Here is an 11,710-nt window from a genome sequence, read left to right as displayed (position 1 = left end):
TTATTATTTTTTTTGTCTTTCATCTGCAGCGTTCGCTCTAACCTGTGCTTCTAAATCGTCTTGGTCTGCTAATTCACGCGAAAACTCTTCGTCCACTCCATCTGCTTTAGATGCAGGATAATCTGCTACCTTTTTTAATTGTTTCTTCAACTCTTTTTCATTCATAATGAACACTCCTTTATTCTAGACTGTTATTAGTATGCGTTTGTCGTTTCTGCACTATGTGGAGAAAGAAGGAATTTTACCAATAAGACCGAAAGCATACGTAATAAGAAAAAGAAAGGACGTTTTATATGATCATCATTATTATGCTCTCTATTATCATTGTATTTGTTATTTTACTGCTGTGCGTAGTTACCACCTCAAAAGCTTATGATTATAAACATACCGTAGATCCGCTTACAAAAAAACAACACGAAAAAAAGTAGGTGCGCTCGTTTCACACCTACTTTTTTTGTTAGCCCTGCAGTGATTTTAAATCATGATCGTTCAATTGAAATGCTTGCTTAATTTTGTCTTCTAAGTTTTTTGTTACTCTTCTCTTCCCAACTTCAACCAGGGCGATTAAAGAAAAACTGCAGTTCACTGCTTGAGCGAAGTTTCGCTGATTCATATTGTAGTTTTTTCGAATGTTTTTTACCATCTCTTTATCCATTTACACTCACTCCGCATAACTCAATATACTTTTTTTATTCCTCTTCAAGTCACATGTTCATCTAGCTGCCGACAGAGCGTAAGAAATTGCTGCTGCTCTTCTTCTTTATAGCATGCAAACAGTTTTTCAATCCTTTGCTGCATGTCTTTCTCAGCCGCTTGAATCACTTGTTTTCCCTTGTTTGTAAGCTCAACCATAACTTTACGCCGATCTTCTTTTGAATGGTAGCGCTCCACAAGATTCAGTTCATACAAACGTGTAATTGATGCTGTGATAACGCTTGGGCTCGCCTTCATTTCGTCTGCCACTTTGGTCACAGGCATTGTACGTGCACATTCAACAATCAGTAAAATATGATATTGAAAAGGGGTAATTCTGTAATACTGTAAAAGGCTTTTTACATTTGTCATTACTTTTTTGTTTAAAGATATTGAAATTCTTTGAATTTCTTCACCAAATATCAATGGATCCATCCACCTCACCGCCCCTTTCTCTCCAACATGTTTTATGATGAACTTTTGATTCTATAGCACTTTATGAATTTATACTTTTTGGAGCTGGAAGCATACGAATATCTTCCTCTTGAGCTTTTGATTTCTTTTCTTCGACTACTTTATCTTTACGTACGTCACGAAGGAAGAAACTTAAAATTAAACCGATAACAGAAATCGCTGTTGCCCAATAAAAAGCATCGTTAATACCTTGAATCGTACCTTGCTGCGTCATTTTTCCAGATAAAATCGTCAGCGCTTGCTGCTGAGCTTGATCTTGTGATAAATGCAAAGTAGCAGCTACTTTTTGTACAAATAAATGAAAGCTATTCATAAAGAATGGATCAGACGTATTCATGGAACTGCTGATTTCATTTACATGATATGTTGTACGGTTTGTAAAAATGGTCGTCATTAAACTAATACCAATTGAACCACTTACTTGACGAAGCGTATTAGACATTGACGTTCCGTGACTGCTTAGTCTCTGCGGAAGCTGATTCAAACCGGCTGTCATAATTGGCATCATTAAAAGTGACATACCAAACGATCGGATAATATAAATCGCTAAAATATGATTAAACGGTGTATCCATCGTCAGCTTCGTAAATTCAAACGTTGAAATAGATGTAATAAACATACCAACGATTGCTAGCGGACGAGGTCCCACTTTATCAAACAATGTACCTGAAATCGGCGACATGACCAGCATAACAAGTGCGCCAGGAAGCAACAGCAGTCCTGAATCAAAAGCAGAATATCCGCGGATATTTTGCAAGTAAATTGGAAGCAAGAACATACCTGCGTACATACTGATTGTAATCGCAATACTAATAATATTTGATAGTGAAAAAATATTATATTTAAACACGCGCATATCCAATAGCGGCTTTTCAGATTTAATTTGTTGAAGAACAAATATAATTAAAAGAACTGCCCCGCCAATGATTGTAGAAAGAACAACTGAATCCGTCCAGCCGTCATTTCCAGCTTCACTAAATCCGTAAAGCAATAATCCCATACCTGCAAGTGATGTCACAACCGAAGGCATGTGAACTTTTACATCCTTTGGAGGCTGAATGTCTTTTAATTGAAAGAAAGCAATAATTAATACAATCGCACCTAATGGCACCATGCCGTTAAAAAGGATGTGCCAATCATAGTTTTGAATAACCCATCCAGATAATGTTGGACCAATAGCCGGTGCGAACATCATGGCTAATCCAAAAATACCCATCCCTTTTCCTCGCATGTGAGGAGGGAAAATAAACACAATAATGGTCATAACAAGAGGCGATAAGACACCTCCGCCAATAGCTTGAATTAAACGGCCGGTAAGCATAATCGAAAATGTAGGTGCAATTCCGCAAATCAATGACCCTACTGTAAAACAAACCATTGCAAATAAGAACAAGCGACGCACACCAAATCGTTCAATTAAAAAAGCTGAAAGCGGAATTAACGCCCCGTTCACAAGCATATATCCAGTTAACAACCACTGAGCTGTATTTGCGGTTACGCCAAACTCAGTAATTAAATGCGGGATGGCTACGTTTAGCAACGTTTGATTTAATATTGCAAGAAACAAACCAAGCATTAAAACAATCAATAGCGGAATATGCTTTTTGATGGATCCATCACTTGTGTTTTCTATACTGGCTGTCATCATATTTCCTCCCTTCTTGAACTGTTGTAGTAAGAATTAGTCTTTTGAAATTTTTACTTCAGCGTTCATTCCTGGTAGCACATGCTCTGAATAATTAGAAATAGAGATTTTTACAGGAACCGTTTGAGATACTTTTGTGTAGTTTCCATCTGAGCTTGAGTTCGATGTTAAAGATGAAAGTGAATTAGTTGCATATCCCACTTCTTCAACTTTACCGTCAATTTTTGTACTACTGTCTCCATCTACTGTTACATCTACATCGTCGCCCTCTTTAATATCCTTAATCTGATCCTCTTTGATATTCGCTACGATAAATAGATCTTTCATATCTACTTCGGTTGCAATTTGCTGTCCAGCTTGAACCATTTGATTTTCTTTTACATTTGTTTGAATAATTTTTCCATCTGCTGGTACTGTAGCAGCTACAGAGCCTTTTTCAGCTTGAATCTTAGCAATTTCAGCATCTTTTGATACATCATTTCCTTCTTCCACTGTCCAGCTTGCTACCTTACCTGCTGCAGGTGCAACTACGTTGTATACATCTCCAGATACTTTAGCGTTATCCGTTGTAATATAGTTGGATTTTTGAACGTAATAATATCCTCCTCCAATTAATAAAGCTAAAATAACGATGATTCCAATAAAATTTGTTACCATTAAGCGACTTCTAGACATTCATTACTCCTCCTTAATACTTCACTAATAAAACTACTTTTTTATATAGCTTTTTCATAAAGATATTATCTCCATCTATTAGGAGATATGTTTCTTTATAATCATCCATTTGGTTAACTACCTAAATAACTTTATCATAAAGATATTTTTTCGTAAAGATATTAATTTAAAAATAATAATGGGGGTTAAAGATAATCGTTTCCATCCTTTACAATTGTTTCATTTTATTTTAGAGTTAGTTTATATATGTCCGTAGTGTACAAGGAGATGGAAGCTAGCATGGATAACAATGTAGAATCAAAAATTGAACACCTTTATCAAATTAACACATCTTTTTTTCAATATATGCGACATTTGGTCGAAGAAACATTAAAAACGCAGCCTTATCACTTAACACCCACTAAATTTTATATCTTAAACTACATTGCCAGCGGTACAAAGTATATGGTGGCAGATATTTCAAATAAACTTCACTTAACTTCGGGCGCTACAACTAGCTTATTAAATCAATTGGAAGAAGAATCTCTCATTCAGCGCGTGCGAGACGAAAAAGACCGGAGAGTCGTGTGGGTTTCATTGACCGATGAATCCAAACAGCTTGTTTCAATGATTACAGAGAAGCGAAATGTATTTTTAAAAGATATGCTAGCAGCTCTAACTGTAGAAGAACAAGAAGAATATTTTCGCTTGTTAAATAAAATGGATGCCCTTTTGAGCGATAAATATGGATTTTCTTATTAGGATACCTAAAGGAGCTCCGTTTCGAATAGAAACGGAGCTCCTTTTTTATTTTAGAAAGCCGAATTCATTAATGTAGCTGCTTTGTCAGGAAAATCGATAAAAGGATTTCGGTTGCCTTGCAATTCAAAAATTGCTGCATTGCGATGTTTTTCATAAAGTGAAACGGTAAATTCTTCATGCCATTTTAGTAAAAGAGGAAGATCTACTCGTGAAAAGTCAATTTTATTATGATAGCGAATTAAAAAATAAAGCGTAGCTCGAGCGACAATTCCTTTTCCATATTCGGGTTCAAACTTACCTTTTTCTGATTTGCCGCACCCTTCTTTCACATCTGATTGCTTAACTTCCGGTGTATAATCCGGGAAGTCAATATAAGAGGAATTACCTCTTCGGCTGTTACAAGAAGGTTCACACGCAAACAAATGATGCAAATCGCCTCTCATAGGCTCTTGTTTTCCAAACCAAGATTGTGGGACAACGTGCTCACAGTTTAGCAGTATATCATTGCTTGAAACAGATGAGTGACTAAGCGACTGAAGTGCATCAATATCTTGCTGTATCGCTTCTAACGGATCCATACCTTTCCCTGAATACAGACTCTTCAGCTCTCCATTCTCCTGTAGATCCACCCATGGATATACATATTTATGCGGCGAATAACTCAGCAAATGCTGATGCGTTTCCGTTAACAAAGCTTGCATGGCTTCTCTTTCAAAGAGAGTACCTCGATAATAAAGATTTTTACTCTCTTCATCCGTCTTTTCATCATAATAGCTTCGTTTGTTTACGTATTCGTGATAAAGGGCTTTTGCCTGCTGTTTTTCCACCATTAATATATCTAAACTGCTTTTCATCCCATCACCTCTGAAGTCATTTGACGTTGAATTTCACGCAATAGCTTTTCAACAATGGTCAAGTGCACAAACCCGTTTCCTACTTCTCTTGGTGATTCATTTAATGGAAGTGTTCTTCTGATTAACTGTGCGTAAAGCTCTGGTTCTGTAAGTTCTCTTCCAAACGTTTCATTTGAAAGAACTTTTATCAATGCCAAAGCTCCCGCCACGTGAGGCGTGGCCATAGAAGTTCCGCTCAGTGCGGCATACTTTCCATTCAAGTAGGTTGATATGATCTTCTCTCCCGGAGCCACTACGTCCACTTCATTGTTTGAGTTGGAAAATATCGAAGAACGTTTCTTTAGATCAACCGCTCCTACGCTAATCACTTCATTATATGAGCCTGGGTATGCAAACTCATCTGTGGAGCTTTCTCCATCTCCTTCATTTCCCGCTGCGCAGACAACTAAAATATTCTGATCAACAGCATCCTGAATCGCTTCATGCAGTTCAGGTACATCGGCCGGACCTCCAAGTGACATTGAAATGATATCTACTTTTTGCTGGATGGCGTAGGTAATACCTTGAATAATCCATTCATATTGACCTGAACCATTCCCATCAAGTACTTTCAGAATAAGTAAATTCACCTCAGGAGCCACTCCTACAACGCCCGCTCCATTATGCGCTGCTGCAATTGTGCCTGCTACGTGAGTACCGTGACCACTATAGTCTTGATAAACATCAGGATTTTGCTGATCATCGTGCGTAAAATTTCTTCCTCCAATAATTCGCTCCTGCAAATCTGGGTGTGTAACCTCACAGCCAGTATCCAAAACCGCTACGGTTATTCCCTGTCCTTTTGTTTGCTTCCATACTTCCTCTGCTCCAATTAGAGCCACTCCTTGTGGGACTTCATTAAATTGACTTAATTGTTCAACTACTTGAAATGGGATAATGCGCACTTTGCTCTTCATTCAGATTCCCCCTGCAGGATTAAATGGAAGCTAGTTCATGGTGGGATCACTTTTAATCGCTTATTTTTGGAGCTTACTCATCGAGGTTTGTTGCTTCTAAACTTATTATAACACAAAAACAGAACACATGTTTGTATTTTTGTGATTTTTTAAAAAAATAAACAAAAAGCAGAAGCGAAATTTCCGCCTCTGCTTTTTGTTTATTGTTGGTTTTTAGAGGAATCAGGAACGGCACATTGCCCATCTGCACAAAAGGCATCATCTGCGCCTTCTGGAGAAAGACTCTTCAAAGCGGGAGTCGGATTTTCTTCTTCCCATACTTGTTGGAGAGCCCCTACAAATGTTTCGACTGGCTGTGCACCTGAAATCGCATATTTTTGATTAACAACAAAATATGGAACACCGCTAATACCATATTGCTGAGCCGTTGCTTCATCACTGCGGACTTCATTTGCATATGCGTTTTTATCTGCGAGAATTTGACGTGCTTCTTCTCGGTCAAGACCTGCATCTTCTGCAACAGCAATCAGCGTCTCTTCTTCACCTAGATGTTTTGATTCAGTAAAATATGCATATAAGAGTTTTTCTGTAATAGCTGCTTCTTTTCCTTGAGCTTTTGCAAATTTAGCTAAACGATGAGCGTCAAACGTATTAGTTGGCTTCATATCGTCAAAATTAAAGGATAATCCCACACCAGCTGCCTGCTGTCCGATCCCTTCATTTGCCTGCTTTGCTTGTTCAATGGTCATTCCATATTTAGCAGCAAGAGCTTCATTAATCGTTTTACCAGTATTAACTGAAGCATTTGGATCTAGCTCAAAGCTTTTAAATTCAACCTGCACGTCATCTTTGTGTGCAAACTGCTGAAGCGCTTGCTCAAATCGACGCTTTCCAATATAACAAAAAGGACAGACAAAATCTGACCAAACTTCTATTTTCATCGTGACACCTCTTCAATTCAAGATAATTCTTATCGTAGCATACCTTTGAAGAATTTCCATCATAACTTGCTCAAACAAAGCAAAAAACACGGTGTTGATTTACATACTAAGTGTATTGAATCAGCACCGTGTTTTTATCTCACTTATTTTAAATTCATTGCTTTTAAAAGATCATCATGTAAATACGTATTTTCATATTAGCTAATCAATACTTGGTGGAACTTCAAGCCAGCCTTTTTTAATCATAATTTCCGTCGCTTCGCTTGCATATTGAAACGCATCTTCTCCTATCAGCATCATTTTAGCCACAATATCTCTTCGAAAACTAAATGCTGCTCCAAATGCCTGACTTCCAATACTAAAATTACTTAGTAAAATATCGCATGTCAGCATCAAACGATCAGAAAAAGCAGGCGTTTCAGAAGTCGTGATGCTTCCTGTTGAGGCAACAGAAGGTGAAATATCGTCTTGTATAATTATTTCTTCTAGACGCGTAATAATCTTTTTACTGAGCTCTTTTCCTTTCAAAAAATGCTTTTTGACTTCGGTATCTTTAGCCGTTTGAGAAAAAGCCTTCATTAACTTCATCCCCACAATGTTTGTTTCGACCCCGTGATAAAGCTGAGCTAGCTCCATCGTATTTAATACTCTTTTATCCGCAAATACATTTAAGCCGCTCAAATATTTTCTGTCAGAAACAAACTCAACAGTGGTTGGCATCGGAATATAGGGTGGACGTGATAAAATCCCTTTTTTCAGTAAATACTGCGTACAGGAATCATAACAATGTTGCGTAATCTTTGTTAAATCTTGATAAAATTTCACCACATCTTCTCTGTAGGCCTTACCTAAACTTAATGTATACATCCCCATACTAATTTCTTTAATAACACGAAGAAACATAATATCAAATCCATTAGTAAATAGTTTTGGAGCCTGTATGTTTACGTCTTGAGATGAAAGCCCGGTTGGCACTACGGCTCCTTCTTTTTCAAATATTGTTTTTATCTTTCGTATGTATATAATAAGCTGCTCACGCAAATCTGTCATAATTGTTTTAGCATCTTCATCGTCTGCATGTTCAATCATATAATCCAACAAGCAAATGATTAACGTTTTCTGCTGATATGTCATCCACAGCGTTCCAATTTCACTTGAGGTAATACTAGGTTTGTCAGGCACTGTTACTTTCCTCCGCTTCTTGAGCTTTGTTGAGTGCTTTTATCGCTCAAAAGAGAACATACTCATTGTACGTTTACTTACCATTATGCTATCCAACATTCTTTTTTTTATTTAACCTGCTGATCTATAGTTTTTGAGCAACAAAAAAACAGCTCCGCACTTACAGAACTGTTTTTTATCTTAAGCACGAAACGAGTACTCAACACCTGTTAAGTCCTCAGATACGCTCCATAGTTTTTCCGCTACGTCCGGTTTAAATAAAACATCTCCCATCATATCTTTTACAGGATATCCTTTTTTAGCATCTTTTCCGTCTGGCCCAATATATGTACCGCCTTCTATTGATTCAGTGGCTGCATAAAGAGTAGGCAGCGCGCCCATTTCTGCAGATTGACTAAATAGCTTGACTAAAAATTTCAACAAGCCGTTTGGTTCTTTGCCTGAACCGCGTGATAATAGGTTTGTATTTGAAATACCCGGATGTACAGCGGCACTAATTGTCGTTGATCCGGCTGCTTCTAAGCGAGTTTGCAATTCTTTGGCAAACAATAGGTTGGCGAGTTTGCTTTGTCTATAGAACTTCATTGGACTATAGCCTTTTTCTCCGTCGAGATTATCAAAATAGATTTCTCCAGAATTAGCGGCTATACTGCTTACCGTTACGACACGTGAATGTGGAGTGGCCGTTAGTAAAGGAAGCAGCAAGCCCGTAAGTGCAAAATGTCCTAAATGATTACAGCCAAACTGCAGTTCAAATCCGTCTTTCGTTTTGCTGTGAGGCGGCACCATCACGCCTGCATTATTAATGAGAAGATCCAAAGACGAGTATTGTTGAAGAAATTGATTGGCAAAATGCCGAATAGAGCTCAAGTCACTAAGATCTAATGACATAATAGTCACTTTAGCATTTCCGTTATCTGCTTTAATTCTTTTCTTAGCTTCTTTCCCTTTTGCTTCATTACGCACAGCCAGAATGATTTCTGCTCCGCGAGCTGCTAGAGCCTTTGCAGCTTCAAACCCAATACCGCTGTTTCCTCCCGTTATAAGGGCAGTTTTCCCCGTTAGATCAGGCATTCGTTCAGCTGTCCATTTTGTTTTCATATAAAGTTCTCCCTTTCAGCTATAGCTGCTTTTCTAGAATTTACGCGTCTCGGTCACATACGTTTTTAGAAATTAAAGTATGTATAAATTATAATGTCTTCAAAACAAAAGGGACAAGCTTTTAAAAAGCTTGTCCTTTTTATATGTTTATGTGGTTCGCGGCGAATCGTAGCGCCCAAACCAGTCGTACCTGTTTGTGGATATCCATTTGTATAGCGGACTAAACGCTTTTTTCATTAATGGTAAATGCAGAAGCACGCCGATTGGACAGGTAAGAGGCAAAACAGCTAAAAGCCGTCTGACCGTTTCAAATCCTGCTAATACTTCCCCTTTTTTGGTGACCATATGAATTTGATCATATAAGTCTCTTCCTTCTTCTTTTAAGTAGCTATACTCTGTTCGTTCAATGTATTGAACTGGAATCCACTGGATTTGGTTCGTCCAGTCCAGCGCTTTAATTATTTTTTTTACGTTGTAACATAAAGGACATTCCGCATCAAAAAATACTTTGTGCTTCATTGTTTCCACCTTTCTTCCCTTCTTTCTTTTTCCTTAGTTTATAAATACCCTTTTCTCATTTTTAATAACCATCATTAAGAGGCACTTCTTGTGCAGCCTGGCTTTAAAGCGAACATTTTTTGTGGAGTTTCTTTTGTGAAGCCGCGAAAGAAGATAGGATTTTTTTATAAAATATCACTTTTTTGGTTTAAAGCGCTAAAAACATGTTAGAATAGATTTCATATTGATTTGAAGCACTAGATGCATGCATTTAGTCGCATACTAAAAAGAACTGAATAAATCCAATGATAAAAGGTAAAGGTAATGTCTTCATAAACTTATCATGGAAGTAGGTTTATAAATAACGATGAAAAAAGGAGGGCTGGGTGATTACTTTTATCCATTTCATATAAGCTTTTTTACGTAAGGATGTGTAAACGATGAAAAATAAGTACATGCTGTCAGCTTCAGGTATGTATATTAACTATTTTCTACTTGGCATGGTCAATATCATGCTTGCATCAAATATGTCATTTTTGACAAAACAATTAAATACCGACGGTGCTGGAATCAGCTATATCATTTCTGCTATCGGAATTGGAAAATTGCTTTCATATTCTCTATCAGGCATCTTGTCTGATAAAGTCGGACGAAAACCTTTGATTATTGTTTCGTCTCTGACGATGGCTATTTTCTTAATTGGCATTCCATTATCGCCAAATTATCAAACAGCCTTTATCTTTGCCATTATTGCTGGTATTGCAAACTCTGCTATGGACGCTGGAACATACCCTGCTTTGATTGAAGTTTTTCCTAAATCTTCAGGTTCAGCCAGTGTTCTTGTAAAAGCATTTATATCAGCTGGTGCAGCGCTTCTGCCGTTTATGATTGCCTTTTTTGCGGATCGTGATTTGTTTTATGGGTATGCTTTTTTCCTTCCCGCTCTTATTTATTTACTAAATATGATCTTTATGTTCAAACTGCCTTTTCCCAATCATAAACGCGAACAGAATACAGTTCAACAGCAAAGTACAGAAGAGAATAAATTTATCTCTCCTCCTAACATGAAACAAGAAGGAATCGCTCTTATTGTGATTGGATTTACTTCTACAGCTCTGTTTACAGTGGCTCAAATTTGGCTTCCTACTTATGGTCAACAAGTATTAGGTATGGCTGAAAGCAGCTCGGTTCGCCTTTTAAGCTACTACAGCATCGGAGCTTTAATCTCTGTTTTAGTATTAGCCGTATTATTAAGCAAAGTGCTTCGTCCTGTAACGGTTATTCTCGTTTACCCGATGATTACCCTTATCGCTGTACTTACGCTTCTATTTGTTAAAGTACCTGCTATTGCAATTGCAGCTGCTTTTTTCATGGGATTTTCTACGGCTGGGGTCTTTCAATTAGCGATTACCGTTATGACTGAGCTTTTCTGGAACAAAAAAGGAACGGTTACAGGAATTGTAGCGACCGCTGCTGGATTAGCTGCAATTTTATTGCCTTTAGCAACAGGGCTCATGTCTAAAACGGGACATATTTCAATTATCTTTATCTTTGATGCGATGCTTTCAGTAGTAGGTATGGCGGCGGCGGCTTTTGTTAATTACCGCTACCGCAAAATTTTAAATAAAAAGCCCCGCGAACAAATTCAAGAAACAGCCTCATAAAAAAGAGGCTGAGGCAAAAGTATTTTAGAGAAAGTAAAAAAAACGAACCATTAATGAATGGTTCGTTTTTTGTTATGGTGAACGTATGTGTCATTTCTTTAGGTCCTTCTAGCAGTTGATTGGAGGGCAAGGCGAAGACTCCTGCGGGGAAAGTGGAACAGATGAGACCCCGCAAGGAGGCTCATCGGCCACCCGCGGAAAGCGAAGACTTGCACGGAAATCAACTGCGGTGTCACAAGCAGTGCAGCTCATGCATACTATTTGTTTGTCTTTAGATTAGATTAAT

At 37.8% G+C, this 11,710-nt stretch carries 15 protein-coding genes; 4 read left to right on the top strand and 11 right to left on the bottom strand.

Annotation, left to right across the window (positions count from 1 at the left end; all coding sequences use genetic code 11):
* Window positions 1–3: 3 nt before the first annotated feature.
* Window positions 4–165: a YfhD family protein gene (locus tag ACNHOZ_RS16580; protein ID WP_221813801.1), complete on the bottom strand. Its 162-nt coding sequence runs from the start codon at window positions 163–165 to the stop codon at window positions 4–6.
* 128 nt (window positions 166–293) lie between these two features.
* On the opposite strand from ACNHOZ_RS16580, the gene ytzI reads away from it, so the two are divergent.
* Entirely contained in the window at window positions 294–428 is a 135-nt protein-coding gene (ytzI, locus tag ACNHOZ_RS16575) for a YtzI protein (protein WP_221831771.1), read from the top strand.
* A 29-nt stretch (window positions 429–457) separates the two neighbouring features.
* Here the strand turns inward: ytzI and ACNHOZ_RS16570 are convergent, their stop codons facing one another.
* The 4 genes from ACNHOZ_RS16570 to ACNHOZ_RS16555 form a co-directional block, all read right to left on the bottom strand.
* Entirely contained in the window at window positions 458–655 is a 198-nt protein-coding gene (locus tag ACNHOZ_RS16570) for a helix-turn-helix domain-containing protein (protein ID WP_028413982.1), read from the bottom strand.
* Window positions 656–699: 44 nt separating this feature from the next.
* Window positions 700–1,128, bottom strand: coding sequence for a MarR family winged helix-turn-helix transcriptional regulator (locus tag ACNHOZ_RS16565; RefSeq protein WP_221831773.1), 429 nt, complete (start codon window positions 1,126–1,128; stop codon window positions 700–702).
* A gap of 61 nt (window positions 1,129–1,189) precedes the next feature.
* Window positions 1,190–2,815 (bottom strand): DHA2 family efflux MFS transporter permease subunit, encoded by a 1,626-nt coding sequence (locus ACNHOZ_RS16560; protein ID WP_033578477.1) that lies wholly within the window; start codon window positions 2,813–2,815, stop codon window positions 1,190–1,192.
* Between the two features lie 33 nt (window positions 2,816–2,848).
* A complete protein-coding gene (locus ACNHOZ_RS16555; RefSeq protein ID WP_221831776.1) occupies window positions 2,849–3,487 on the bottom strand; it encodes an HlyD family efflux transporter periplasmic adaptor subunit in 639 nt (212 codons plus the stop codon).
* A 279-nt stretch (window positions 3,488–3,766) separates the two neighbouring features.
* On the opposite strand from ACNHOZ_RS16555, the gene ACNHOZ_RS16550 reads away from it, so the two are divergent.
* Window positions 3,767–4,228 carry a MarR family winged helix-turn-helix transcriptional regulator gene (locus tag ACNHOZ_RS16550; RefSeq protein WP_033578476.1) on the top strand — a complete coding sequence of 154 codons (462 nt, stop codon included), beginning with the start codon at window positions 3,767–3,769 and terminating at the stop codon, window positions 4,226–4,228.
* Window positions 4,229–4,278: 50 nt separating this feature from the next.
* On the opposite strand, the gene ACNHOZ_RS16545 is transcribed toward ACNHOZ_RS16550, so the two are convergent.
* The 6 genes from ACNHOZ_RS16545 to ACNHOZ_RS16520 all read right to left on the bottom strand — a co-directional run bounded on the left by ACNHOZ_RS16545 (window position 4,279) and on the right by ACNHOZ_RS16520 (window position 9,781).
* Window positions 4,279–5,082 (bottom strand): endonuclease I family protein, encoded by an 804-nt coding sequence (locus ACNHOZ_RS16545; RefSeq protein ID WP_221831778.1) that lies wholly within the window; start codon window positions 5,080–5,082, stop codon window positions 4,279–4,281.
* The gene (locus ACNHOZ_RS16540; RefSeq protein ID WP_221831780.1) at window positions 5,079–6,038 is read right to left on the bottom strand and encodes a S8 family peptidase; all 960 of its coding nucleotides are present in this window, start codon (window positions 6,036–6,038) and stop codon (window positions 5,079–5,081) included. Before ACNHOZ_RS16540 ends, ACNHOZ_RS16545 begins: the two co-directional genes overlap by 4 nt.
* Before the next feature lie 200 nt (window positions 6,039–6,238).
* Complete coding sequence (locus ACNHOZ_RS16535) at window positions 6,239–6,979, bottom strand: DsbA family oxidoreductase (protein WP_447697241.1); 741 nt, start codon at window positions 6,977–6,979, stop codon at window positions 6,239–6,241.
* 201 nt (window positions 6,980–7,180) lie between these two features.
* Window positions 7,181–8,161 carry a DUF3231 family protein gene (locus ACNHOZ_RS16530; RefSeq protein WP_033578473.1) on the bottom strand — a complete coding sequence of 327 codons (981 nt, stop codon included), beginning with the start codon at window positions 8,159–8,161 and terminating at the stop codon, window positions 7,181–7,183.
* A 180-nt stretch (window positions 8,162–8,341) separates the two neighbouring features.
* The gene (locus ACNHOZ_RS16525) at window positions 8,342–9,262 is read right to left on the bottom strand and encodes an oxidoreductase (RefSeq protein WP_154991523.1); all 921 of its coding nucleotides are present in this window, start codon (window positions 9,260–9,262) and stop codon (window positions 8,342–8,344) included.
* Between the two features lie 147 nt (window positions 9,263–9,409).
* Entirely contained in the window at window positions 9,410–9,781 is a 372-nt protein-coding gene (locus tag ACNHOZ_RS16520; RefSeq protein WP_028413991.1) for a thiol-disulfide oxidoreductase DCC family protein, read from the bottom strand.
* A gap of 419 nt (window positions 9,782–10,200) precedes the next feature.
* Here ACNHOZ_RS16520 and ACNHOZ_RS16515 point away from each other — a divergent pair, with 419 nt between their 5' ends.
* Window positions 10,201–11,424: an MFS transporter gene (locus ACNHOZ_RS16515; protein WP_028413992.1), complete on the top strand. Its 1,224-nt coding sequence runs from the start codon at window positions 10,201–10,203 to the stop codon at window positions 11,422–11,424.
* A 115-nt stretch (window positions 11,425–11,539) separates the two neighbouring features.
* Window positions 11,540–11,704 (top strand): hypothetical protein, encoded by a 165-nt coding sequence (locus ACNHOZ_RS16510; RefSeq protein ID WP_168760487.1) that lies wholly within the window; start codon window positions 11,540–11,542, stop codon window positions 11,702–11,704.
* Window positions 11,705–11,710: the final 6 nt, after the last annotated feature.

The organism is Priestia sp. D51 (assembly GCF_053345675.1).
Note: the sequence above shows the minus strand (reverse complement) of the source record. Positions and strands in the feature narration are given on the sequence as shown.

What these genes read in the sequence shown, in the direction of transcription:
- ACNHOZ_RS16580 (WP_221813801.1), bottom strand. Translation starts at nt 165, where the DNA reads ATGAATGAAAAAGAGTTGAAGAAACAATTAAAAAAGGTAGCAGATTAT.
- ytzI (WP_221831771.1), top strand. Translation starts at nt 294, where the DNA reads ATGATCATCATTATTATGCTCTCTATTATCATTGTATTTGTTATTTTA.
- ACNHOZ_RS16570 (WP_028413982.1), bottom strand. Translation starts at nt 655, where the DNA reads ATGGATAAAGAGATGGTAAAAAACATTCGAAAAAACTACAATATGAAT.
- ACNHOZ_RS16565 (WP_221831773.1), bottom strand. Translation starts at nt 1,128, where the DNA reads ATGGATCCATTGATATTTGGTGAAGAAATTCAAAGAATTTCAATATCT.
- ACNHOZ_RS16560 (WP_033578477.1), bottom strand. Translation starts at nt 2,815, where the DNA reads ATGATGACAGCCAGTATAGAAAACACAAGTGATGGATCCATCAAAAAG.
- ACNHOZ_RS16555 (WP_221831776.1), bottom strand. Translation starts at nt 3,487, where the DNA reads ATGTCTAGAAGTCGCTTAATGGTAACAAATTTTATTGGAATCATCGTT.
- ACNHOZ_RS16550 (WP_033578476.1), top strand. Translation starts at nt 3,767, where the DNA reads ATGGATAACAATGTAGAATCAAAAATTGAACACCTTTATCAAATTAAC.
- ACNHOZ_RS16545 (WP_221831778.1), bottom strand. Translation starts at nt 5,082, where the DNA reads ATGAAAAGCAGTTTAGATATATTAATGGTGGAAAAACAGCAGGCAAAA.
- ACNHOZ_RS16540 (WP_221831780.1), bottom strand. Translation starts at nt 6,038, where the DNA reads ATGAAGAGCAAAGTGCGCATTATCCCATTTCAAGTAGTTGAACAATTA.
- ACNHOZ_RS16535 (WP_447697241.1), bottom strand. Translation starts at nt 6,979, where the DNA reads ATGAAAATAGAAGTTTGGTCAGATTTTGTCTGTCCTTTTTGTTATATT.
- ACNHOZ_RS16525 (WP_154991523.1), bottom strand. Translation starts at nt 9,262, where the DNA reads ATGAAAACAAAATGGACAGCTGAACGAATGCCTGATCTAACGGGGAAA.
- ACNHOZ_RS16520 (WP_028413991.1), bottom strand. Translation starts at nt 9,781, where the DNA reads ATGAAGCACAAAGTATTTTTTGATGCGGAATGTCCTTTATGTTACAAC.
- ACNHOZ_RS16515 (WP_028413992.1), top strand. Translation starts at nt 10,201, where the DNA reads ATGAAAAATAAGTACATGCTGTCAGCTTCAGGTATGTATATTAACTAT.